Here is a 23,983-nt window from a genome sequence, read left to right as displayed (position 1 = left end):
ATTTTATTGTGGGATAAGGGGGCGCTGCTGAAAATACCGATACGGCGCTCGCATTCGACAGGCGCGCCGGGCGGGGCACGCGCACCGCGGTCTCGACCACTCACCATCTGAATATCGGAGACACGTTCATCATGCAGACGAATCTGAGGATCGCGATCGTCGGGGCCGGCATCGGCGGCCTGACGCTGGCGCTTGCATTGCGCGAGCTGGGCATCGACGCGCAACTGTACGAGCAGACCGACGTGCTGCGCGAGGTGGGGGCAGCCGTCGCGCTGTCGGCCAACGCGACGCGCTTCTACGAACGGATGGGATTACGGCCGGCTTTCGACTCGGTGTGCGCGGAGATTCCCGGCCTCGTCTATCGCGACGGGCGCAGCGGCACGGTGATCGGGCATCATCGCGGCGAACCCGACTATCGCCGGCAGTTCGGCGGCGCGTACTGGGGCGTGCATCGCGCGGACCTGCAGGCGATCCTGTCGAAGGCGGTCGGTGTCGAGCAGATTCATCTCGGCCATCGGCTCGTCGATCTCGCGCAGCATCCGGATCGCGTCACGCTGAGGTTCGCCAATGGCGCACGCGTCGACGCCGATCTCGTGATCGGCGCGGACGGCGCGCGTTCGATCACGCGGCGCTGGATGCTCGGCTACGACGACGTGCTGTATTCGGGGTGCTCGGGCTTTCGCGGCGTGGTGCCGGCCGAGCGGATGGACCTGTTGCCCGATCCCGAGACCATTCAGTTCTGGGTCGGGCCGCACGGCCATCTGCTGCACTATCCGATCGGCGACAACGGCGACCAGAACTTCCTGCTGGTCGAGCGTCATCCGTCGCCGTGGCCGTCGCGCGACTGGGTCATGCCGGCGCAAGAGGGCGAGCAGTTGCGCCTGTTCAAGGACTGGCATCCGGCGGTGGTGCAGATGATCACCGCGGTGCCGATCAGCCAACGCTGGGGGCTGTTCCACCGGCCGCCGCTCGGCCGCTGGAGCCGCGGGCGCGTGACGCTGATCGGCGACGCCGCGCATGCGCTGGTGCCGCATCACGGGCAGGGCGCGAACCAGTCGATCGAGGACGCGATGGTGCTGGCCGCGCAGCTGGCGAAGGCCGGGCGCGGCAACTGGCGCGAGGCGCAGGAAGCGTACGAGCGGCTGCGGCGCGGCCGCACGCGCAAGGTGCAGTACGCGTCGATCTCCGCGGCCGACGTGCTGCATCTGCCCGACGGGCCGGCCGCGCAGGCGCGCAATGCGCGTCTCGGCGAGCGCGACAGCGTGCTGCATCACCTGGACTGGATTCACGATTTCGACGCGCTCGCCGATGAACCGAACGAGCGGCAGGGCGGGACGTGGCTGTGAGCGGCAGGGCGCGGTGCGATCGGCGGCAGCGCGACCGGTGATCGGCGCGGCAGTTGCACGGTCGTTCGTCGGGGCGGCTGGCCAGCCCTCGTGCAGGCTGGCCAGCCCGGCTGGCCGTCACGCGTAGTCGGCCACCTGTTGCGCGTCGCGCTTGACCTGTTCGATGTCGCGAAACCGCGCGGCCGGATGGTTGTCCGGCAGCCGCGCCGACGCACCGAACAGCTTCTCGCGCAGCGTGCCCGGCGCATATTCGGTCGGATAGACGCCGCGCCGCTGCAACTCCGGCACGAGGTAGCGCACGATGTCCTCGAAGGTTTCGTGCGCAACGGCATACGCGAGATTGAAGCCGTCGACGTCGGTCGCGGCGACCCATTCCTGCAGGATGTCCGCGACGGTCTGCGCGGAGCCGACGAACACGGGCCCCATCCCGCCGATGCCGCCCCACGCGGCCAGTTCCTCGATCGTCCACGCGGTATCGCCGCCGGCCAGATGCTCGACGGCCGACACGATCGCGTTCGTCTCGACGCGCCGGACGGGATCGGTCGGCGCGTACTGGCCGAAATCGATGCCGGTCCAGCCGGACATGAACACGAGCGAGCCGTCGTACGACACATAGCGGCGGTACTCGTCGAACTTGGCCTGCGCCTTCTCGTCGGTCTCGTCGACGATCACCGTGACGAGGTTGTAGATCAGCACGTCGTGCGGGTCGCGGCCCGCGGCGGCGGCCTGCGCGCGCACGTCGGCGACATAGCGCGCGAGTTGCGGGCGGGTCGGCGCGGCGACGAACACGCATTCGGCGTGCTGCGCGGCGAACGCCTTGCCGGGGCCGGACGCGCCGGCCTGGAACAGCACCGGCGTGCGCTGCGGCGACGGCTCGCACAGGTGATAGCCGGGCACGTCGAAGAAGCGCCCCTTGTGGCCGATCTCGTGCACCTTCTCCGGATGCGTGAACACGCGGCCGTCGCGATCGCGCACGACCGCGCCGTCTTCCCAGCTGCCTTCGAACAGCTTGTACAGCACCTCGACGTATTCGGCCGCGACCGCATAGCGGTCGTCATGGGTGCGCAGTCCGTTGTCGCCGACGTTCTTCGCGCCGCTTTCCAGATACGACGTGACGATATTCCACGCGAGCCGGCCCTTCGTGTGATGGTCGGCGGTCGACAGCCGGCGCGCGAACGTGTACGGATGCTCGAACGTCGTCGACGCGGTGATGCCGATACCGAGATGCTCGGTCGCCGTTGCGATCGGCGCGGCGAGCTGCAGCGGATCGTTGACGGGGATCTGCGCGGCCTGGTGCAGCGCGTGGTAGTTGCTGCCCTGGTAGACGTCGTAATAGCCGATCACGTCCGCGATGAAGATCGCGTCGAAGATCCCGCGTTCGAGCACTCGGGCGAGATCGGTCCAGTAGTCGAGATCCTTGTACTGCCACGAACGATCGCGCGGATGCGCCCACAGGCCGGGTGACTGATGGCCGACGCAATTCATTTCGAACGCGTTGAAGCGGATGGTCTTGCTCATCGCGCCGCTCCCGTTTCCGTGCCGGCTTGCGCACCTGCACCGTTGCCGACGCGCCAGACGAACGGTGGCGTGCGTCCGTTGATGACCCAGTCGCCGACGATCCGCGCCTTGTAGACGAGCGGATTGTGCGATGACACCGTGCGCGCGTTGCGCCAGTGACGGTCGAGCGCGGTCGTGCTGCGCGTCGCGGATGCGCCGAGCGCGTCGAACAGGCGCGTCGCCGCGCGCAGCACGAGTTCCGACACGACGAGCTGGCTCTGCGCGGATTCGATTTCGGCGGCGACGTTGGCGGCATGTTCGGCTTCGTCGTCGCCGCCGAAGCGTGCGACGTACGCCTGCTGCAGCGGTTGCGCAGCGCGCAGCGTGAGCGCATCGGCCGCATAGGCCCACGACGCGATTTCGCCGATCACCTGCTGGAGCTGCGCATCGTCGCCGGCGCGCGCGGCGTTGCCGTGGCTGTACACGCGCGTGCGGCCGCGCACGAGCTCGCCCGCGTCGCGCACGATCGCATGGCCGATGCCAGCCAGCGTGGCGACGTGGAACAGCTGGTAGAACGCGGTCTGGTATTTGAAGCGGCGTGCGAAATCGATCACGTGGTCGGCGTCGACCGCCGCATTCTCGAAGCGCGTCGTGCCGCTGCCGGTCGTTTTCTGGCCGAAGCCGTCCCAGTCGTCTTCGAGTATCACGCCGGGCTGCCCGGTGGCGATTGCGACGATCACGTCGCTGCCATCCTCTTCGCGCTGCGCGAACACGTCGATCCAGTCCGCGAACAGGCTGCCGGTGCTGTAGAACTTCCGGCCGTTCAACACGAGCCGGCCGTTCTGCTCCGATACCTTGGTGATCGTCTGGCCGAGCGGAACGTCGCCGGCCTCCGACCACGCATTGCCGACGAGCTGGCCGCTCGCGAAACGATCGAACCACGTCGTGCGCTGCGGCCCGGGCGGCGCGTTCAGCCAGTCCTCGACGAACGCGAAGTGGCCGCGCAACGCTTGCGGCAGATTGGAGTCGGCGGCGGCGAGTTCGGTCAGCAGCCGGAACAGCTGCGGCAGCGACGCGCCGGCGCCGCCGTCACGCACCGGCAGCCGTATCGCGCCGAAGCCGGCGGCCTTGAGCCAGCCGATCGCTTCGTACGGCAGTTCGCGGCGGCGTTCGCGCTCGGCGGTGCCGGCGGCAATCCGGTCGAAGATCGGCCGGAACCGGCTCGCGAGTGCGTCGTAGTCGGTGCCGGTGGACAATTCGGTATCTGCGTGCGACGAAGTCATGCGGGGTTCCTCGTAGGGCGGGGCCGTTTGCACCGGGAGCCCAGTATAGGAAGCACGACGCGCACGTTCCAATAACGGATTCGCAGATCGTTATCGTCGCTACGCATTACGCGAACGGCGCCGTGAAACGTCGACGCCAGGGCGTCGATTGCGACGCCGAAGCGCGGAAGCGGATGCGGTGCCGTGCGATGTCGTTTGTTATCCAAAGGAATATCGTTACGAGAATCGCTCGGTTTGCCGGCCTGCGGCGCGCTGCTAGATTGAGTGCTTTCGTGATTCGACAGGAGAGCCCGATGTCAGATACGAGCGCGACGATTCAGGACCGGCCGGCCGACGCAAGACCGCAGGTGGCCCGCGTGATCGCCGACGACGCGCAGGCGATCGCGGTTGCGCAGGCACTCGCGCAACGGCTGGCCGAAGGGGCGGCCGAGCGGGACCGCGAGCGCCGGCTGCCGCGCGACGAGATCGAATGGTTCTCGCAGTCGGGGCTGTGGGCGATCACGGTGCCGAAGGCCTACGGCGGCGCGGGCGTCTCGAACGTGACGCTCACCGAGGTGATCAAGATCGTCGCGGCGGCCGATGCGTCGCTCGGGCAGTTGCCGCAGAACCACTTCGGGCTGGTCGACGTGATCGCGCTGGCCGGCACCGATGCGCAGAAGCGCCATTTCTTCGCGGAGATCCTGAGCGGCAAGCGCTTCGGCAACGGCTTCTCGGAGAAGGGCACGAAGCACGTGCTCGACCTGAAGACGCGCGTGCGGCGCGACGGCGACGACTATGTCGTCGACGGCACGAAGTTCTATTCGACCGGCGCACTGTTCGCGCATTACGTGCCGGTGCTCGGCCTCGACGATGCGCAGCAGGCGTGGCTCGCCTATATCCCGCAGCCGACGCCGGGGCTGACCGTGATCGATGACTGGTCGGGCTTCGGGCAGCGCACGACCGCGAGCGGCACGGTGGTGCTGGACAGCGTGCGCGTGCCGGCTTCGCATGTGTTGCACGCGCAGCGCGTGTCGGACGAGCCGACGCTCAACGGCCCGCTGTCGCAGATCATTCAGGCGGCGATCGATGCCGGCATCGCGAAGGCCGCGATCGCCGATACGGAGGCGTTCGTGCGCACGCGCACGCGGCCGTGGGTCGACAGCGGCGTCGAGCGGGCGGCCGACGATCCGTTGATCGTCCGCGAGATCGGCCGTCTGCACATCCAGCTGCATGCGGCGGAAGCGCTGCTCGAACGTGCGGCGCGCACGCTCGACGAGATCGGCGCGCGCGGCACGGTGACCGACGACGATGTCGCGCGTGCATCGGTCGCGGTCGGCGAGGCGAAGGTGTTGACGACCGAGATCGCGCTGCTAGCGGGCGAGAAGCTGTTCGAGCTGGCGGGCACGCAGTCGACGCTCGCCGAACACAATCTCGACCGGCACTGGCGCAATGCGCGCACGCACACGCTGCATGATCCGGTGCGGTGGAAGTATCACCTCGTCGGCAACTACTACCTGAACGGCGTTCGGCCGGCGCGTCACGCGTGGAATTGAATCGGCCGCGAGGCAGCGCGACAGCGCGGCGCGCGCCTTGCGCCGGTGACGCCGGCGCAGAGTAGGAAGCGGCGTCAGGTGATCGTTGTGCGGTTGCCTGACGCGTCGGCCGGCTCCATTACGTCACGCATTACTTCACGCATTCCAGCGCGTACTTCAACCCCGACCCGAGCACCCCGCGCCACACGTCCCACGTGTGCCCGCCATCGACGATGCGCAGTTCGGCCGGGTTCTGCGCGCGGCGCAGCTGCGTGTACAGCACGCTCGATTCGGCCTGGATCGTCAGGTCGTCGTCGCCGGCCGCGATGAACATCGGCACGCGCCAGTTGCGCGCGAAATAGCCGCGCATCAGGGCCGGGTAGTTCAGCTCGTGCCACACGCGCGGGTCGAACTGCCGGTCGCCGAACACGCCGACATAGCGCGCGGCGGAATTGAGCGGCGGCTCGTTCGCGTAGATCGCGGGGCTCAACAGCATCGCGCCGCAGAACAGGCCCGGTTCGAGCAGCGAGAAACGCAGCGCGCCGAAGCCGCCCATCGACACGCCGCCGATCGCGCGGCCCGCGCGCTGGTTCGACACCGCGAAGTGCGCTTCGACTTCCGGCAGCAGGTCGTTCAGGAACGCGCTCTGCATCTTCTCCTTGCGGTCGACGTACCAGTCGGTGCCGCCTTGCGGCATCACGATCACGACGGGCGGGATCTCGCGGCGTTCGATCAGCGTGTCGGCCGTGGCCTGCAGCCGGCCCTGCGTGATCCAGTCGTTTGCATTGCCGGCATTGCCGTGCAGCAGGTACAGCACCGGGTAGCGCGCGCCTTCCGGGTTATAGCCGGGCGGCAGGTAGACCGTGTACGACCAGTCGCGCTTGAGCGACGCTGACCGGAACGCGCGCAGCACGACGCTGCTGCCCGGATTCACCGGCGGTTCCTGGGCGGCCGGCGCCACCGTTGCGGGCGGGACGATCGTGGGCGCGGACGTCGCCGGCGCGGCCGCGGGCCCGCCCGGCGTGGCGTGGGCAGTGGCGATGGAGCCGGCGATCAGGGCGACGGCGAACGGAAGGGCGAGTCGGCGCATGGCGAAGCGTTTCAGGAGAGGCGCCCGCTATCGTAGCAGCGGCGCGTGACGGCGCGGCACGTCATCGCCGCGTACGGAACGGGAACGACAGCCGCGACACCAGCGGCGCATAAAGCTTCGCGACGAGATACAGCAGGCCCATCGCGACGACGTCGGCGGCCAGGCCGAGCGGCACGTCGAGATAGCCTTCGGTCGCCTGGTAGAGCAGCGAGTCGACCGCGAGCGAGATGCCGGTGCCGGCGACGAAGCACAGCAGCCCCTGGCGGCCGATCGTGCCGATCCACGGCATCGCGTGCGCGACCTTCTTCATCCACCCGAGGTGCACGAGCTTGGCCGCGAGCCACGCGATCGCGAGGAAGTTCGCGAGCCGCAGCGCGCCGAGGTTCTGCTTGATCGACGGATCGGTCGGGAACGGCTCGACGCGCAGCCGGTAGTACGCGCCGGCCGCGACGATCGCGAGCGACACGGCCGTCAGCAGCCAGCCCTGGGGTTTCGGCGCGAGCGTCTGGTAGACGGGCTGGCAGCGCGCGATCACGCCGAGCACGAACAGGAACTGCCACGCGAACGGGTTGAAGTCCCACGGCGCGCCTTCGACGGTCGGCAAGAAGCGCGCGACGTGCGGCGCCGCGTACCAGAGCGAGCCGCTGAACGCGAGCATCAGCCACGGCTGGGTGCGCGCGAGCGGCAGCGCGAGCGGGACGAGCAGCGCGAAGAACGCATACATTGGCAGCACCGACGCGAGATACGGCTGGCGGCGGAACAGCAGGATGTCGCGCAGCGCGGCGAGCGGCTTGTGGAGCAGGCCGTCGAGATCGTTGGTCGGCATGTTCGGGCCGTCGATCGAGAACGCGTTCAGCACGGCGGTGATCAGCAGCATCAGGCCGGCCGTCACGAGGAATGCGCGGTAGATCTCGAACGCACGGCGGATGAAACGCTGGCGCGCGGCGGCCTCGTCGTGGCGCTCGGCGAGCGAGTTGTACGCGATGGCGGTCGCGAAACCGCCGAGGAACACGAACACCTCGGCCGCATCGCACAGCGCGTACGCATGCAGCGTCACGCGCGACAGGATGCTGCCGCCGATGTGATCGACGACGATCACCAGCAGCACGAGGCCGCGGAAGAAATCGAGTTCGGCGTAGCGGCCGGCCCGGGCGGCGGCGGTCATCGGGCCGCCTCCCGGCGCGCGCCGCGTGCGCGGCCGGCACCTGCCGCGCATGAATCGGGGTGAAGCATGAATTCGTGAAGAAATGACGAACGGATGCGCATTGTGCCACCGATACGGTGCCGTCCGGGTTTACGCGGATAGCGGGCCGGCCGGCCGCTGCCGATAAGCGTGCTCATGGCATCGGAAAAACAGGGCAGTTGGACGAGCGCAACGCTTTGCTGGCCGCGCCCACGCCCCGATGGACGGGCGGTTTGCGACGTGACACCATTTTGTCCTCGCGGCCGCACACCGCGCAGTCCGCCCTGCGGGCCACCTCTATAAAACAGACCAAACAATCGCCGGGCGAATGGCCTGCCCGGCACCCGGCTCCGGAGATCCGTCATGAAGAAGCACGTCATTTTTGCCGCCGCGCTGGCTGCTTTCGCCGCGCCGGCCTTCGCGCAGGACAGCGTGACGCTGTACGGCCTGATCGACGAGGGCTTCAACTACACGAACAACGTGAGCGTGAACGGGGTCGGAAAAACGAATTACCAGCTCGCGAGCGGCTATGCGCAGGGCAGCCGCTGGGGCCTGAAGGGCAGCGAGGACCTCGGCGGCGGGCTGAAGGCGATCTTCACGCTGGAAAACGGCTTCGACGTGAACAACGGCCGGTTCAACCAGGGCGGCCGGATGTTCGGCCGCCAGGCGTTCGTCGGGCTGAGCGCGTCGCGCTTCGGCACGCTGACCTTCGGCCGCCAGTACGATGCGGTCGTCGACTATCTCGCGCCGCTCACCGCGAACGGCAACTGGGGCGGCACGCTGTTCTCGCACCCGTTCGACAACGACAACACGGACAACTCCTTCCGCGTCAACAACGCGGTCAAGTACGCGAGTCCCGACTGGAACGGGCTGTCGTTCGGCGGCACCTACAGCTTCAGCAACAGCACGGGCTTCTCGACCAACCGCCAGTACAGCATCGGCGCGCAGTATTCGCTGGCCGGGCTGCAGGTCGCGGCCGCGTATCTGCAGGCGAACAGCCCGGGCGTCGGCAATGCGGGCGCGATCGCGGCCGACGACGCGAACTTCGTCGCCGACCGCCTGCGGATCTTCGGCGGCGGCATCAACTATACGTTCGGTCCGGCGACGGTCGGCTTCGTCTATACGAAGACCGACGTGAAGAACCCGGTGTCGACCGTCTACCTGCCGGCGTCGACGTTCGACGGCCTCGGGCTCACGGCGACCAGGTTCCAGAACTTCGAGATCAACGGCAAGTACCAGCTCACGCCCGATTTCTATCTCGGCGCGCAGTACGTGTATACCGACGGCAAGTTCGACGCCGCAGCCGGTTCGTTCAAGCCGAAATATCACACCGTCGGGCTGATGGCCGACTACAGCCTGTCCAAGCGCACCGACGTCTACCTGCAGGGCGCATGGCAGAAGGTCGCCGGCGACAAGACGGGCACCGCGGCCGACGGCGGCTACGTGGTCGGGACGGACGGTCCGTCGTCGTCGGCGAACCAGTTCGCGGTGCGCGCCGCGATCCGCCACAAGTTCTGATGCGCTTGACCGGCCGGCGCCCGGGGTGGGCTGCCCTGGCGCCGGCCGTCGTCATTGCGCCCGGTGCGCGTCGTCGAGCGTGTGCGCGAGCCAGTCGACGAAGATCCGCACGCGCGGCGCCAGATGCCGGCCGTTCGGAAACACGACCGACACCGGCAGCGGCGCCGCATGCCATTCCGGCAGCACCTCGACCAGCAAGCCGTCTTCCAGCAGCGGCGCGAGCCCGTCGCGCGGCGCCTGGATCAGCCCGAGGCCCGCGAGGCAGCACGCGAGATACGCGTGCGAGCTGTTCACCGCGACCACGCTGCGCATCTTCACGGTCTGCAGCGCGCCGGAATCCATGTCTGCATATTCCCAGTCCAGCTCGCGGCCCGTGCGGCTCGAGAAATAGCCGACCGCGACGTGGTCGGGCACATCGTCCGGCGAGCGCGGCGTGCCGTATCGCGCAAGATACGCGGGCGACGCGCAGTTGATCTGCGCCATCTCGCCGACGCGCCGCGCGACCAACGACGTGTCGGACAGCACGCCGACCCGCACCGCGCAGTCGATCCCGTCGGCGACGAGATCGACGAAGCGGTCGGTCGTGCTCAGCACGACGCGCAGGTCGGGATAGCGTGCGTGGAAATCCGGCAGCGCCGGAATCACCTTGTCCAGTGCAAAGCGCTCGGGGAGGTCGACGCGGATCAGGCCGCGCGGCGACGCACCGGCTTCGTCGAACAGCGTCTCGGCGTCGTCCAGGTCGGCCAGAAGTCGCGTGCAGCGCTCGTAGTAGGTCGCGCCTTCCGCGGTCAGCGCGACGCGCCGCGTCGTCCGCTGCAACAGGCGCACCTTCAGGTGCTTCTCCAGGTACTGGACGGCATTGCTGACGGTCGGGCGCGGCAATTGCAACTGCTCGGCGGCTTTCGTGAAGCTGCCGAGGTGGGCGACGCGCGCAAAGATGCGCATTGCATGCAGATGGTCCATGCGGGGCGGAAACGTGACGGATCGGGAGGCTCCATTGTTAATCAGCGTCGAATGATTTGGTTGGGCGTTTCGCGTTTATCGCGCGCCGCATTACGCCCAGAATCCGGTTCATTCACTCACCACCGCGAGGAAACGGACATGGACAAGCGTCAACTGGGCCGCACGGGCCCGCAGGTATCGGCGATCGGGCTCGGCTGCATGGGGATGTCGGATCTCTACGGGCCGGCGGATCGCGACGAAAGCGTCGCGACGCTGCACGCGGCGCTCGACAACGGGATCACGCTGCTCGATACCGGCGACTTCTACGGGATGGGCGACAACGAGATGCTGATCCGAGACGCGCTGCGCGGCCGCACGCGCGACCAGGTGCTGATCAGCGTGAAGTTCGGCGCGCTGCGCGATCCGGCCGGCGCGTTCGTCGGCTACGACGCGCGGCCGCAGGCGATCCGTAATTTCGTCGCGTATTCGCTGAAGCGGCTCGGCACCGACCACATCGACATCTACCGGCCAGCGCGCGTCGATCCGGCGGTGCCGATCGAAGAGACGGTCGGGGCGATCGCCGATCTCGTGAAGGCCGGCTACGTGCACCACATCGGCCTGTCGGAGGTCGGGGCCGACACGATCCGCCGCGCGGCGGCCGTCGCGCCGATCGCCGACCTGCAGATCGAATACTCGCTGCTGTCGCGCGGGATCGAGACGGACATCCTGCCGGTGTGCCGCGAACTCGGGATCGGCGTGACGGCCTACGGCGTGCTGTCGCGCGGGCTGCTCGGCGGCGGCTGGAGCGCGGCGCGGCAGGGCGAGCGCGATTTCCGCGCGGCCAGCCCGCGGTTCCAGGGCGAGAACCTCGCGCACAACCTCGCGCTGGTCGACGCGCTGCGCGCGATCGCCGACGAGAAGGGCAGCAACCCGGCGCAGATCGCGATCGCATGGGCGCTGTCGCGCGGCGACGACATCGTGCCGCTGATCGGCGCACGCAAGCGCACGCAACTCCAGGACGCGCTTCAGGCATCTAAATTGCAACTAACGGTCGGTGATCTCGCCCGCATCGAAGCGGCGGTTCCCGCCGGGGCGGCTGCCGGCGAGCGTTATCCGGCCGCGCAGATGGCGCACCTCGACAGCGAGCAGGGACGGGGGCCGGCGCACGGTGCCTGAACGGCGCGCATGGCGGTGCGACGGTGCGACGGGGCAACGGGGCAACGGGGCGATGAGGCGATGAGGCGATGCGTTGCGGGGTAGCGGGGTGACAGGCCCCGCCGGGCGGGCCCGAGCCAGCCTCAGGCAAAGCCAGATGGCCGACGGCGTGACGGTGGTTCACCATCGGCGCCGTATTCAACCGGACCGAACCCCCGCCATGCAAACGCATACGCTGACGATCATCGTGCTGGTCTTTCTGCTCGCCGGCGCGGTCAAGGGCATGATCGGCCTCGGGCTGCCGACGATCGCGATGGGGCTGCTGACGCTCGCGATGTCGCCGTCAGCCGCCGCGAGCCTGCTGCTCGTGCCGTCGTTCATCACCAACGTGTGGCAGTTGTGGCTCGGCCCGTCGTTCGGGCCATTGCTGCGGCGTTTGTGGCCGCTGCTCGCCGGGCTGACGCTCGGCACGCTGACGGGCGGGCTGCCCGCGCTCGCGGCCGGCAGCGCGTGGACCCGTGCGGCACTCGGCATCGTGCTGGTCGCATACGGCGGCTGGGGGCTCGCCGCCGCGCGGCTGCCCGCGCCGGGCCGTCACGAAAAGTGGCTGTCGGCCGCGGTTGGCTACCTGACGGGCGTCGTGACGGCCGCGACCGGCGTGTTCGTCGTGCCGGCCGTGCCGTACCTGCAGGCGCTGCGCCTGTCGAAGGACGACCTGATCCAGGCGCTCGGGTTGTCGTTTACCGCGTCGACGATCACGCTCGGCCTGCAGTTGCGCGTGACGGGCGCGCTGCAGACGGTCGATCTCGGCGTATCGGCGCTGGCACTCGTGCCGGCGCTCGCGGGGATGATCGGCGGGCAGTACGCGCGGCGCGTGATGAGCGAGAAGGCGTTCAAGCGCTGCTTCTTCGTCGGGATGATCGCGCTCGGCGCCTATATGGCCGTGTCGGGGCTGCGGTAAGCCGTGACGGCCGGCAGCGTCACAGCTGCGCTTCGATCGCGGCCTTGTCGATCACCGACCAGACCTGCCGGATCCTTCCGTCGTGAAATTCGTAGAAGACGTTTTCGGCGAACGTGACGCGCGTGCCGTCGACGGCGAGCCCCATGAAGGTCCCTTTCGGCGCACAGGCGAAGCGCAGCCGGCATGCGATGCGCGGCGGTTCGCACACGAGCAGCCGGACCTCGAAATGGAGATCCGGAATGTCGCGGAAATCCTGCTCCAGCATCGCGCGATAGCCGGCCAGGCCGAGCGGCCGGTCGTTGTGGATCACGTCGTCGGCGACGTACCGGCCGAGCGCCGGCCAGTCCTGCCGGTTCAGGCAGTCGATGTAGGCGCGATAGTGCATCGCGAGTTCGGGTCCGGTCATGGCTGCGATGTCTCCTCGGGTATCGCCACGCTGTTGCGGCGCGCGCGACGTTCAGCGTGGCGGCATGTCGCCCGACAGATACGACACGAACGCCTGCGTGTATTTCGGCAACGCATCGAACGAGCGCGCGCAGAGCGTCAGCTTGCGGTGGCTCCACGCATCGGACAGCTCGACGAGCCGCACGTCCATCGTCTGCATCGCGCGTTCGGCCGCATGGCGCGACACGATGCCGATCCCCACGCCGCTTGCGATCACGCGGCAGATCGCATCGAAACTCTTCAGTTGCACACGGTAGCGGATACGCTTGCCGAGCGCACGCGCCTGGTCCGCCAGATGGACCTGCAGCGCGCTGCCGTCGGTCAGCCCGATGAAGTCCGCGTCGGCGATCTCGTCGAACGCGACCTTGTCGCGCGCGGCGAGCAGATGACCGGCCGGCACGACCGCGATCAGCCAGTCCTCTCTGAACGGCTTCTGTTCGAGCCCGCCGAGTCCGACCGAATCGGCGACGATGCCGACCTCGGCCGTCCTGTTGCGGATCGCATGCACGATTTCCTGGCTCGAGCGCTCCTCGACGCTGATCGACAGTTTCGGGTGAAGCGGCAGATACGCGGCGAGCGCGTCGGGCAGGTATTCGCTCAGCGACGCCGTGTTGCACAGCAGCCGGATATGCCCGCGCAGCCCCTGGCCGTATTGCTGCAGCTCGCCGCGCATGTGGTCGATCTGCTGCAGCACCGTGCGCGCGTGGTGCTCGAGCGCGCGGCCGGCGTCGGTTACCTGCGCGCCCGACTTGGTCCGGTGCAGCAGCGGCACGCCGAGCTCGTCCTCCATCCCGCGGATCCGCTCGCTGGCGGCCTGCAGCGTGATGTGGGTGCGCTCGGCGCCGCCCGTGATCGTGCCGGCCTCGCAGATGTTCAGGAAGAGCCGCAGGTCGGTCAGGTCGAAGCGCATGATCGGTGGGGGCGCGTAAGGATGGGTATGGCCGATAAGTTAGCAGGAACCGTCGCACCGGTCTCAGGCTGGGCCTGAGACCCGGTTCGCCGGTTCCGCATTTTCGGGGCGGGATCGATGCCGGATCATGGCCGCATATCAACCGGGGGAGACTGTCATGCGGGTCGATTCGTCGTGGGGCGTGTCGTTCAAGATCGCGCTGCACGTGCTGTTCCTCTGCATCGGCATCGCGTGGGCCTGCGCGGAACTGGTCGACTGGCTGCGTTGAGCGGGCGGGCGGCGCAGGCCGCATTGGCTCGCCGGCGCGGTTAGGCGCGCGATGAAAGCCGTTCGAAATAATCGGCGCATCGCGAAATTTCTTCCGAATCGCCCGTCCAATACCGTCAAGTTTTTCCGAATCCGACCGTATTCCCGGTAACAAGTGTTTGCCGGCACCCGGTTCGTGATCGTTTGTCATCATTGTTTGCATCCGGTTACACGTCGGCCGTTCCGTTTTTGAGATGCTTGAAAGATTGTCAAACCGGAGTCGATCGTCCATGAAACAGCGCGAGATTTGCCGCAAGTCGGCGTGGCTGTCCGGCCTGGCCGCGGTGCTCGTCATGGCCGGTTGCGCCAGTACGCCGTCCGTCCCGCCGAGCGATACGCTGGCGGGCTCGACGTCGGGCCAGCCCGCCGCCGCGCCGGCGGCGCCGCCGGCGCCCATTCTCGTCGCGCAGAAGTACGTGGTGAAACGCGGCGACACGCTGTCGGGCATCGCGTCCGCCAACGACTGCAGCGTCGCCGACCTGCGGACCTGGAACAAGCTCGACGGGCGCGGCAGGCTGCGCATGGGGCAGGTGCTGCGCATCGTCCGGCAGCAGCCGCTGCAGGCGCCGGGCGCGTCGGCCAGCGCGCAGGCGGCCGCACCGGCCGCCGCGAGCAATGCGGCGGGCGCCGCGCAGGCGAGCGCATCGACGGCGAGCGACCGGCAGGTCGTGAAGGAGACCCGGCGCCATGCGGGCGCGGTGGCGCTCAGATGGCCCGCGCAGGGCAAGATCGTCGATGCATTCAAGCCGGGGCAGAACCGCGGCATCCAGATCGCCGGCCGGCCGGGCGATCCGGTTCGTGCGGCCGCCGACGGCCGCGTGATGTACGCGGGCACCGGCCTGAACGATTACGGCACCTTGATCATCGTCCAGCACAACGCCGATTTCCTCACGGCCTATGCGCACAACCGCAAGCTGCTCGTGAAGACCGGCGACATCGTGCGCCAGGGCGACGAGATCGCCGAGATGGGCGACCTCGACAACTCGCGTGTCGCGCTGCTGTTCGAGGTGCGGCGTGACGGCAAGCCCGTCAATCCGATGCCGTACCTGCCTTCGTCGCAAGGCTGACGCGAGCGGCGCGCGCTGCTACGCTAGGGTCTGTTCATGTGAGTCCCGCCGCATGCGGGGCCGACGGACGTCTTCGGGGATGCGCGGCGAATGCCGTCGCGAGCCGGCCGTCGGCGTGAACACGCGCGCATCGCCAATGCGCGCGTGCGTTGCTCCGTGCCACCGTTTCCGACCGAACAGCCTTCATCCATGGAACACTCTCCGACACGCCGCTCGCTGTTGCTCGCCGCCGTCGCCGCGCCGTTCGTCGCCGCCTGCTCGTCGGCACCCGTCGCCGACCAGGGGCGCGCCCACGTCGCCCAGGCGGAACTCGCCGCGCTCGAAAAAGCGTCGAACGGCCGGCTCGGCGTTGCCGCACTCGATACGTCGAACGGCACGCGCATCGCGCATCACGCGCGCGAGCGCTTCCCGCTGTGCGGCACCTATGCGGTCGTCGCCGCCGCCGCGATACTCGCTCGCGGTTCGCTCGACGCATCGCTGCTGCCGCGCCGCATCCTGTACCGCCGCTACGAGGTCGTGGCCGGGTCGCCGGTGACGGAAAGCCATGTGGATACGGGGATGACGATCGCGCAGCTCTGCACCGCGCTGCTGCAGTCGGGCGACAAGGGCGCGGGGAACCTGTTGATGGGCGTGCTCGGCGGTCCGCAGGCCGTCACGTCGTTCGCGCATGAAAGCGGCGACACCGCGTTCCGGCTCGACCGCTGGGAACCCGAACTGAACCAGGCCGCGCCCGGCGACGAGCGCGATACGTCGACGCCGGTCGCGATGGTCGACATGCTGCAGCGGCTGCTGCTCGGCGACACGCTGCGCGAGCCGCAGCGTGCGCAGCTCACCGAATGGATGACCGGCGGCGCGACCGGAATCGCGGCCGGCGTGCCGCCCGGCTGGCGCAGTGCCGGCAAAACCGGCACCGGCGGCTACGGCACGACGACCGACGTCGCGGTGCTGTGGCCGCCGTCGCGCGCGCCGATCGTGCTGGCCGTGTCGTTCACGCAGCCGCGTGCCGACGCGGCGGCACGCGCGGACGTCGTCGCGTCGGCGGCGCGTATCGCGGCGGGTGCGCTCGTTCCCACCGCCTGAGCGCGGCGGCACGCGAGGACGTCGTCGCGTCGGCGGCGCGTATCGCGGCGGGTGCGCTCGTTCCCACCGCCTGAGCGCGGCGGCACGCGCGGACGTCGTCGCGTCGGCGTCACGCATCGCGGCGGGCGCGCTAGTTCCTACGACCTGAGCGCCCGGCGCACCTCGCGTAAAGTCCGCGTTTGGCTTATCGTGTCGATCAGCGCGCGCCGATGTCGACGCGCGGTCCTGCCGCGCCGTCGTTCAGCGCGGTCGATCCGCGATCCGCGGTCCGTTTACCCGCCTTACCCGCTTCGTCATGCGCCGACTTCCGCCCCTGCACGCGCTGCAGATCTTCTCGACCGTGGCTCGCCACCGCAGCTTCACGCGCGCGGCCGAGCAGCTGTGCCTCACGCAGGGCGCGGTGAGCCGGCAGATCCTGACACTCGAAGCGCACTACGGCTTTCCGTTGTTCAAGCGGCACGCGAAGGGCCTCACGCTGACGGCGGAGGGCGAGCAATTGCTGCCGGTCGTCAACGAGAGCTTCGCGCGGATCGAGGACATCTCGATGAAGCTCACGCGGCAGCGCACCGATCTCGCGCTGAAGGTGCCGACCTGCGTGATGCGCTGGATGCTGCCGCGCATCATGCGCTTCCAGGGCGAGCATCCCGATCTCCACGTGCAGATCACGACCGCGTGGCAGCACGTCGTCGATTTCTCGGCCGAGCCGTTCGATGCGGCGGTCGTCTATGGCACGTCGCCGGGCGCGGGCGTGTTCGCGCTGCCGCTGTTCGACGAGCGGCTGACGCCGGTGTGCGCACCCGAGCTGCGGCACGCGACGCCGCTCGATGAGGTCGGCGATCTCGCGCGCCATACGCTGCTGCATCCGACGCGCGACCATCGCGACTGGCGCGCGTGGCTCGATTACGCGGGCGAGCGTGCCGTCGACGCGGAGCGCGGCCCGACTTTCGACACGCTCGATCTCGCGACGAACGCGGCGATGCAGGGCTTCGGCGTTGCGATCGGCGACGTGACGCTCGTCGACGACGACGTCAGCGCACGCCGGCTCGAACGGCCGTTCGACATCGTGCTCGAGACCGGCGCCCGCTATTTCTTCGTCTATCCCGAGAGCATCGGCAGCCAGCAGAAAATTCGCGCGTTCAGCGACTGGATCGCCAGCCATCGCGACTGACGCGCCACGCGACGTCCGAGGCGCGTGTTGCTTACTGATAGGTGATGACGGCGATCATCGGCGCATGCGCGTTGGCCGGACGGTCCGGTAAAACGATTGCGCGCGACGCCTGCGTAAAGGTCGTGGTCTTGATCGTGCGCAGGCTGGCCGCGTCGACGAACGCGACCTGTCCGGTCGCCGGACGCGGGCAGTCGGCGCGCACGTGCGCATGCGCGGTGTCGGCGGTGTCGAGCGCGAACGAGCACGGCGGCTCGACGATCATGCCGGTGAAGTGGATGATGCCGGACGTGCCGGCGGCAAATGACGAGGACGAGGCCAGAAGCGCGGCAGCCAGGGCAAACGAGGCGGCAAACAGGCGATGCTTCATGACAGGCTCCAGAGAGGAAGCGCGTCGCAGCGGGGCCGCTCGAATGGCAGTCCGTCAACGCTGCGGTGCTGTATGCGTAAACGGCAAATCCATCGGACCTCTTGAATGAAAAGACGGAAATAACGGCAATAAGCAAATGACGCCGTATTCCTTCAATCAATTTATCTCAAATTTGTGCGGCCGCAAGTCAGGGTATTGCCGGTGGCGTACGCTTGCGGAAGGGGCGTCAATGGATGCGGCGTTTGCCGGTAAATCGTTGAGGATTCAACGATTCGAGGGGGGGCGCGAATTGAGGTATGCAAAAAGAAAAACGGCCGCTCGTGTGAACGAGCGGCCGTTGTGCACCGACGCGGGCGATGCGGCGGTCAGCCCGCGCGCTTGCGCACCGCGCCGACGATCACGAGCAGCACGATCGCGCCGATGATCGACGCGATCCAGCCTGCGCCCTGGCCCGGCGCATACCAGCCGGCAGCGCGGCCGATGTAGCCCGCGACGAGCGAGCCGACGATGCCGAGCACGATGGTCATCAGGATACCCATCTTGTCGTCGCCGGGCTTGAGCGCACGGGCGAGGAGGCCGACGATGAGCCCGACCACCAGGGTTTCGATGAATTGCAGCATGAACGCCTCCCTATAGCTGTTGAGCTGTTGACGAAAGGACATGGACCCGCGCGGCGCGCGAGGGTTCCATTCGGTGGCGCGTCGGCGCGCTGGCGCACCGACGCACGGGGTGCCGAGTATCGCACGCCCGCGCGTCGCGCACATGTCAGGCGACCGGATCGAGCCGGCGATAGCCTTCGGTCGCGCGCAGCAGCGTGCGCGTGTAGTCGCGTGCCACCTGCCCGGCGCGCACGTCCTCGATCCGCAGCTGTTCGACGATTTCGCCATGCTGCATCACCGCGACGCGCTGGCACAGAAAGCCGATCACCGCGAGGTTGTGGCTGACGAGGATCATCGTCAGGTTGCGTTCGCGATGCAGGCGGCGCAGCAAGTTCAGGATCTCCGCCTGCACCGACACGTCGAGCGCGGAGGTCGGCTCGTCGAGCAGCAGCACGCGCGGCTCGACGATCAGCGCGCGCGCGATCGCGACACGCTGGCGCTGGCCGCCCGACAGCTGGTGCGGATAGCGGAAGCGGAACGCCGGGCCGAGCCCGACTTCGGACAGCGCGCGGGCGATGCGCGCGTCGGCGTCGTCGATCCCGTGGATCGACAGCGGCTCGCGCAGCGTCTGGTCGACCGTGAAGCGCGGATGCAGCGACGCGTACGGATCCTGGAACACCATCTGCACGTGGCGGCGGAATGCGCGGTCGGGCGTGCCGCCGACGGGCCGGCCGTCGATCGACAGGCTGCCGCCCGCGAGCGGCACGAGGCCGGTCAGCGCACGCAGCAGCGTCGACTTGCCGGAGCCCGATTCGCCGACGAGCCCGAACACTTCGCCGTCGCGCACCGCGAAGCTCGCATCGCGCACGGCGTCGACATGGCCCGTGCGGGTCGGAAAACGGATCGAGGCGTGATCGACGTCGATCATGGTGCGGACTCCTGTTGTGCCGTCGCCGCGCCGGCAGGCGAAACGGTATCGAGCCATGCCGGATCGCGCCGCAGCACCGGCAGTTCGTCGGGCGGGTTCGCGAGCGGCGGGTTCGCCGCGAGCAGCCCGCGTGTGTAGGGATGCGTGGCGTTGCGCAGGTCGCGCGCGGCGCAGGTTTCGACGACGCGGCCCGCATACATCACCGCGACGCGATCGCAGAACGACATCACGAGCGGCAGGTCGTGGCTGATGAACATCAGCCCCGTGCCGTGCCGCGCGATCATCGCGTCGAGCACCGCGAGCACCTGCATCGATACCGCGACGTCGAGCGCGGAGGTCGGTTCGTCGGCGATCAACAGACGCGGACCGGTCGACACCATCATCGCGATCATCACGCGCTGGCCCATGCCGCCCGACAGCTCGTGCGGATACGCATCGGCGACGCGCGCCGGATCGCGGATCTGCACGGCCGCGAGCGCATCGACGATCCGTTCGCGCAGCGCGCGGCCGCGCAGCCCCGGCTCATGCAGCCGGAATGCTTCGCCCATCTGCTTCGCGACCGTCATCACCGGGTTCAGCGAATACTTCGGATCCTGCAGGATCATCCCCATCTGGCTGCCGCACAGGCGCCGGCGTTCGCTCGCCGACATCGCGAGCAGGTCGTGGCCCGCGAAGCGCATCGTGCGGGCCGACCAGCGCGCGGCTTCGGGCAGCAGGCCGAGCAGCGCGCGGCCCGTCAGCGATTTGCCGGAGCCCGATTCGCCGACGATGCCGAGCCGTTCGCCGGGCGCGAGCGTCAGCGACAGGTCGCGCACCGCGTCGGACACGACGCCGTCGTGTCCGCGAAACCCGATCTTCAGGCCGTCGATCTCGCAGAGCGGCGCGGCGGCGTTGACGGAATTCAGTGACATGTCACGCTCCATGACGCGGATCGAAGACGTCGCGCAGCCCGTCGCCGAGCAGGTTGAACGCGAGGCTGACGAGCAGGATCGCCGCGCCGGGCAGCGTCGCGACCCACCACGCGTCGAGCAGCACGTTGCGGCCGGACGCGACCATGAAGCCCCATTCGGGGCTCGGCGGCTGCGCGCCGAGGCCGAGGAAGCCGAGGCCCGCGACGGTCAGGATGATGCCGGCCATGTCGAGCGTCGCGCGCACGATCACCGACGACATGCACAGCGGCACGATGTAGCGTAGCAGGATCCGCGGGCCCGATGCGCCCTGCAGGCGCGCCGCGTGGATGTAGTCGGCCTGCGCGATGCGGATCGTCTCCGCGCGCGCGAGCCGCGCATAGGCGGGCCACGCGGTGATCGAGATCGCGACGACCGCGTTGATCACGCCGGGCCCGAGCGCGGCCGCGAACGCGAGCGCGAGCACGATCTTCGGGAACGCGAGGGCGATGTCGGTAATGCGCATCAGCACGCTGTCGACGAAACCGCCGCAATAGCCGGCCGTCGTGCCGATCGCGAGGCCGATCGGCACGACGATCACGACCACGAGCAGCGCGATGCCGAGCGTGAGGCGCGAGCCGTCGATCAGCCGCGAGAGGATGTCGCGGCCGAGCTGGTCGGTGCCGAGCCAGTGCGACGGCGAGCCGGGCGGCAGCAGGCGGTCGGACAGCACCTGGCGCAGCGGATCGTGCGGCATGATCAGCGGGCCGACGATCGCGACGACGATCAGCGCGACCAGGATCGCGAGCCCGAACAGGTTGAGCGGATTGGCGGCGAAGCGGCGCCAGCGGCGATACGCGAGGCCGAACGCGGCCTGCGCGCGCGACGCGGGCGCATCGGAAAGCAGCCACGCGCGCAGCGTGAGACGCTCGGCATTCATGGTCGGGACACCTTCGGCATGGACGGGAAAGGAAGCAGGGCGGCAGCAGTCATGTCGCGGCAGCCCTCAGCGCGCACGCGGATCGAACACGCGGTACAGCGCGTCGGTCAGCAGGTTGACGGTGATGAACATCGCGCCGATCACGAGCGTCGCGCCGAGCACCGCGTTCATGTCGGCGTTCAGCAGCGCACCCGTCAGGTACGAGCCGAGCCCGGGCCACGCGAACACGATCTCGGTCAGCACCGAGCCTTCGAGCAGGTTGCTGTACGTGAGCGCGATCACGGTCAGGAGCGGCACCGCGATGTTCCCGAACGCGTGCCGCCAGATCACGCGGCGCTCGGACAGGCCTTTCGCGCGCGCGGTGACGATGTATTCCTGGCTCAGCTGGTCGAGCATGAACGAGCGCGTCATCCGGCTCAGGTACGCGACCGAGTAGTAGCCGAGGATCGCGGCCGGCAGCGCGATGTGCGACACCGCGTTGCGGAACACGTCCCACTCGCCCGCGAGCGCCGCGTCGATCAGCAGGCTGCCCGTGCGCGGGTCGACCATCCCGTCGTACACGGGATCGAGCCGGCCGGGGCCGCCGACCCAGTGCAGCCGCGCATAGAACAGCAGCAGCCCCATCAGCCCGAGCCAGAACACCGGCACCGAATTGCCGATCAGGCCGACGAAGCGCGCGACGTGGTCGATCGGCCGGTTGTGCTTCACCGCGGCCGCGACGCCGAGCGGCACGCCGATCGCGATGCCGATCAGCGTCGCGATCGTCGCGAGTTCGAGCGTGGCGGGGAACACGCGCCTGATGTCGTCGAGCACCGGGTTCGACGTCAGCAGCGACATGCCGAGATCGCCGTGCAGCACGTCGCGCGCGTAGATCATGAACTGCGTGACGAGCGGCTTGTCGAGGCCCAGCGCGATGCGCTCGGCCGCGTACGCCTCGGCCGACGCGCGATCGCCGAGGATCGCGAGCACGGGATCGATCGGCACCTTGCGGCCGATCACGAACGTCAGCGCGAGCAGCCCCGCGAACGTGACGGCGAGCGTGAGCGCCCAGCGCAGCACGCGCAGCGCCCAGCGTACGGCCGGGCGGCGCGCGGGCAGCGTGCGCAGTGCTTCGAGGGAGGAGACGGGAGTCGACATGCGGCGAATCTTATTGCTTCTTCAGGTTACGGTACGACACGAGATCGTTGATCGGTCCGACTTCGAGCCCGCTCACGCCGGGCCGCGTCGCGACCTGCGCGACTTTCTCGAACATGATCACGAACGGCGAGCGCGCGAGCAGGTCCTTCTGCATCGCCTGATACCGTTGCGCGCGTTGCGCGGCGGTCGGCTCGGCGAGCGCGGCGTCGGTCTCCTTCGTCAGTTGCGGAATGTCCCAGCTGTTGCGCCAGGCCAGCATTTTATAGCTCGACTTGTCGGAGTTGTCGGGGTTCCATGCGAAACCCTGCGCGTTGCTGTGCGGGTCGATGTAGTCGGCCGACCATTCGCCGATATAGATGTCGTGCTGGCGCGCACGGTATTTCGCGAGCGTCTGCTTGTTGTCGCCGGGAATCAGCTGCACCTTGACGCCCGCCTGCGCGAAGTTCGCCTGCACGGCCTGCGCGATCTCCGTATACGGATAGTCGTTGCGCACGTCCATCGTCACCGAGAAGCCGTTCGGCACGCCGGCCTTCGCAAGCAGCGCCTTCGCCTTCGCGACGTCGAGCTTGTACGGGTTCGCCTTCAGCGTGCCGAGGAAGCCTTCGGGCAGGAAGGTTTGGTGCACCTTGTAAGTCGTCTTCACGACGTTGGTCTGGATGCCGGAATAATCGACCAGCCACTTCAGCGCTTCCTGCACGTCGGGCTTTGCGAGCGTCGGGTTCTTCGTGTTCAGGCCGAGATAGAGCAGCGTCGCCTGCGGCGAGGCCATGACCTTCGCCTTGCCGGATTTCACGACCGACGCGAGATCGTCGGGGCTCAGGTCGCGCGCCGCGTCGACGTCGCCGTTTTCCAGCAGCAGGCGCTGGCTCGCCGCTTCGGGCACGTGGCGCAGCACGATGCGCTTCATCGCGAGCGGCAGCCGGTAGCCGTCGAAGCGCTGCAGCACGATGCTGTCGCCGGCCGCCCACTTGACCAGCTTGTATGCGCCGGAGCCGGCCTCGTTGGTCTTCAGCCATGCGTTGCCGAAGTCGTCGCCCTGCTGGTGCGACAGCAGCAGCTTCCTGTCGAGCACCGACGCGGGCCACGAGCCGAGCACGTTCAGCACGAAGGTCGGCGCGTATTTGTGGTCGGTCGTGATCGACACCGTCTGGTCGTCGAGTTTCTTCACGTTCGCGACGACGTTCGCCTTCGTGAGGCCGATGCCGGTCAGCACGGCGGCCGGGCCCTTGTCGAGCAGCACCGCGCGCTGGATCGACCAGGCGACGTCGTCGGCCGTCAGCGGGTTGCCCGAGTGGAACTTGAGGCCCGGGCGCAGCTTGAACGTATAGGTCAGCCCGTCGGGGCTCACCGTCCACGACTGCGCGACGTCGCCGTTGAATTTCGACGGATCGCGCAGGTCGACGCGCACGAGCCGGTCGTACGTGTTAGCGACGTATTCCTCCGGCACCAGCTCGTAGATCTCGCCGGGATCGAGTGTCGTGAATTCGTCGAGCAGCGTGGCCATCACGAACATGTCCTTCGGCGTTTCCGCGCGTGCGGCGGCAAGCGGAACGGCGGCGAGCACGGACGCGGCGGCCAGCGCCGCGACGAGCCGGGAGGTCAGGGGCTTCATGTGCGTTTCTCCATGTGTCGTTGAAGTCGTTGAACGTGAACGGTGAAGGGAA

At 68.5% G+C, this 23,983-nt stretch carries 22 protein-coding genes; 8 read left to right on the top strand and 14 right to left on the bottom strand.

Annotation, left to right across the window (positions count from 1 at the left end; translation table 11 throughout):
• Positions 1–131 precede the first annotated feature (131 nt).
• Entirely contained in the window at positions 132–1,346 is a 1,215-nt protein-coding gene (locus tag DID99_RS11395) for an FAD-dependent monooxygenase (protein WP_124666702.1), read from the top strand.
• Positions 1,347–1,463: 117 nt separating this feature from the next.
• On the opposite strand, the gene DID99_RS11390 is transcribed toward DID99_RS11395, so the two are convergent.
• Complete coding sequence (locus tag DID99_RS11390) at positions 1,464–2,864, bottom strand: LLM class flavin-dependent oxidoreductase (RefSeq protein WP_124666701.1); 1,401 nt, start codon at positions 2,862–2,864, stop codon at positions 1,464–1,466.
• The gene (locus DID99_RS11385) at positions 2,861–4,126 is read right to left on the bottom strand and encodes an acyl-CoA dehydrogenase family protein (protein ID WP_044843227.1); all 1,266 of its coding nucleotides are present in this window, start codon (positions 4,124–4,126) and stop codon (positions 2,861–2,863) included. The genes DID99_RS11390 and DID99_RS11385 overlap by 4 nt, the downstream gene beginning before the upstream one ends.
• Before the next feature lie 293 nt (positions 4,127–4,419).
• On the opposite strand from DID99_RS11385, the gene DID99_RS11380 reads away from it, so the two are divergent.
• Complete coding sequence (locus DID99_RS11380; RefSeq protein ID WP_124646312.1) at positions 4,420–5,658, top strand: SfnB family sulfur acquisition oxidoreductase; 1,239 nt, start codon at positions 4,420–4,422, stop codon at positions 5,656–5,658.
• Between the two features lie 130 nt (positions 5,659–5,788).
• Here the strand turns inward: DID99_RS11380 and DID99_RS11375 are convergent, their stop codons facing one another.
• Together DID99_RS11375 and DID99_RS11370 are read right to left on the bottom strand one after the other, a co-directional pair.
• Positions 5,789–6,727 (bottom strand): esterase family protein, encoded by a 939-nt coding sequence (locus DID99_RS11375; protein ID WP_124520705.1) that lies wholly within the window; start codon positions 6,725–6,727, stop codon positions 5,789–5,791.
• Between the two features lie 61 nt (positions 6,728–6,788).
• Positions 6,789–7,892, bottom strand: coding sequence for an OpgC domain-containing protein (locus DID99_RS11370; protein ID WP_044843341.1), 1,104 nt, complete (start codon positions 7,890–7,892; stop codon positions 6,789–6,791).
• A 381-nt stretch (positions 7,893–8,273) separates the two neighbouring features.
• Between DID99_RS11370 and DID99_RS11360 the strand changes: the two genes are divergently transcribed.
• Entirely contained in the window at positions 8,274–9,428 is a 1,155-nt protein-coding gene (locus tag DID99_RS11360; protein ID WP_124666700.1) for a porin, read from the top strand.
• Between the two features lie 51 nt (positions 9,429–9,479).
• Here DID99_RS11360 and DID99_RS11355 read toward each other — a convergent pair whose 3' ends face one another.
• Positions 9,480–10,391: a LysR family transcriptional regulator gene (locus DID99_RS11355; RefSeq protein WP_124666699.1), complete on the bottom strand. Its 912-nt coding sequence runs from the start codon at positions 10,389–10,391 to the stop codon at positions 9,480–9,482.
• Positions 10,392–10,529: 138 nt separating this feature from the next.
• On the opposite strand from DID99_RS11355, the gene DID99_RS11350 reads away from it, so the two are divergent.
• Positions 10,530–11,546 carry an aldo/keto reductase gene (locus DID99_RS11350; protein ID WP_124666698.1) on the top strand — a complete coding sequence of 339 codons (1,017 nt, stop codon included), beginning with the start codon at positions 10,530–10,532 and terminating at the stop codon, positions 11,544–11,546.
• 199 nt (positions 11,547–11,745) lie between these two features.
• Positions 11,746–12,486, top strand: coding sequence for a sulfite exporter TauE/SafE family protein (locus tag DID99_RS11345; RefSeq protein ID WP_124488125.1), 741 nt, complete (start codon positions 11,746–11,748; stop codon positions 12,484–12,486).
• Between the two features lie 19 nt (positions 12,487–12,505).
• Here DID99_RS11345 and DID99_RS11340 read toward each other — a convergent pair whose 3' ends face one another.
• Together DID99_RS11340 and DID99_RS11335 are read right to left on the bottom strand one after the other, a co-directional pair.
• Positions 12,506–12,892 carry an ester cyclase gene (locus tag DID99_RS11340; RefSeq protein ID WP_124666697.1) on the bottom strand — a complete coding sequence of 129 codons (387 nt, stop codon included), beginning with the start codon at positions 12,890–12,892 and terminating at the stop codon, positions 12,506–12,508.
• A 51-nt stretch (positions 12,893–12,943) separates the two neighbouring features.
• Positions 12,944–13,840, bottom strand: a complete 897-nt coding sequence (locus DID99_RS11335; protein ID WP_124520701.1) for a LysR substrate-binding domain-containing protein — start codon at positions 13,838–13,840, stop codon at positions 12,944–12,946.
• A 536-nt stretch (positions 13,841–14,376) separates the two neighbouring features.
• On the opposite strand from DID99_RS11335, the gene DID99_RS11330 reads away from it, so the two are divergent.
• The 3 genes from DID99_RS11330 (at position 14,377) to DID99_RS11320 (ending at position 17,461) form a co-directional block, all read left to right on the top strand.
• Positions 14,377–15,213, top strand: a complete 837-nt coding sequence (locus tag DID99_RS11330; protein ID WP_124488123.1) for a peptidoglycan DD-metalloendopeptidase family protein — start codon at positions 14,377–14,379, stop codon at positions 15,211–15,213.
• Positions 15,214–15,402: 189 nt separating this feature from the next.
• On the top strand, positions 15,403–16,293 hold the full coding sequence (gene bla, locus DID99_RS11325; protein WP_124488122.1) for a class A beta-lactamase: 891 nt from the start codon (positions 15,403–15,405) through the stop codon (positions 16,291–16,293).
• Between the two features lie 295 nt (positions 16,294–16,588).
• A complete protein-coding gene (locus DID99_RS11320) occupies positions 16,589–17,461 on the top strand; it encodes a LysR substrate-binding domain-containing protein (RefSeq protein ID WP_124666696.1) in 873 nt (290 codons plus the stop codon).
• 31 nt (positions 17,462–17,492) lie between these two features.
• Here the strand turns inward: DID99_RS11320 and DID99_RS11315 are convergent, their stop codons facing one another.
• From DID99_RS11315 to DID99_RS11285, 7 genes are all read right to left on the bottom strand, one after another.
• The gene (locus tag DID99_RS11315; protein WP_124666695.1) at positions 17,493–17,828 is read right to left on the bottom strand and encodes a type 1 fimbrial protein; all 336 of its coding nucleotides are present in this window, start codon (positions 17,826–17,828) and stop codon (positions 17,493–17,495) included.
• A gap of 365 nt (positions 17,829–18,193) precedes the next feature.
• Positions 18,194–18,448, bottom strand: coding sequence for a GlsB/YeaQ/YmgE family stress response membrane protein (locus DID99_RS11310; protein ID WP_124488210.1), 255 nt, complete (start codon positions 18,446–18,448; stop codon positions 18,194–18,196).
• A gap of 145 nt (positions 18,449–18,593) precedes the next feature.
• Positions 18,594–19,355, bottom strand: coding sequence for an ABC transporter ATP-binding protein (locus DID99_RS11305; protein ID WP_124520696.1), 762 nt, complete (start codon positions 19,353–19,355; stop codon positions 18,594–18,596).
• The gene (locus DID99_RS11300) at positions 19,352–20,266 is read right to left on the bottom strand and encodes an ABC transporter ATP-binding protein (RefSeq protein WP_124666694.1); all 915 of its coding nucleotides are present in this window, start codon (positions 20,264–20,266) and stop codon (positions 19,352–19,354) included. The genes DID99_RS11305 and DID99_RS11300 overlap by 4 nt, the downstream gene beginning before the upstream one ends.
• Position 20,267: 1 nt before the next feature.
• Positions 20,268–21,182: a nickel transporter permease gene (nikC, locus tag DID99_RS11295; RefSeq protein WP_124492228.1), complete on the bottom strand. Its 915-nt coding sequence runs from the start codon at positions 21,180–21,182 to the stop codon at positions 20,268–20,270.
• Positions 21,183–21,248: 66 nt separating this feature from the next.
• Positions 21,249–22,319 carry an ABC transporter permease gene (locus DID99_RS11290; RefSeq protein WP_124570633.1) on the bottom strand — a complete coding sequence of 357 codons (1,071 nt, stop codon included), beginning with the start codon at positions 22,317–22,319 and terminating at the stop codon, positions 21,249–21,251.
• Positions 22,320–22,329: 10 nt separating this feature from the next.
• Positions 22,330–23,931, bottom strand: coding sequence for an ABC transporter substrate-binding protein (locus DID99_RS11285; protein WP_124646306.1), 1,602 nt, complete (start codon positions 23,929–23,931; stop codon positions 22,330–22,332).
• Positions 23,932–23,983 lie beyond the last annotated feature (52 nt).

Origin of the sequence: Burkholderia sp. Bp8986 (assembly GCF_003854225.1) — a bacterium.
GTDB lineage: Bacteria > Pseudomonadota > Gammaproteobacteria > Burkholderiales > Burkholderiaceae > Burkholderia.
Note: the sequence above shows the minus strand (reverse complement) of the source record. Positions and strands in the feature narration are given on the sequence as shown.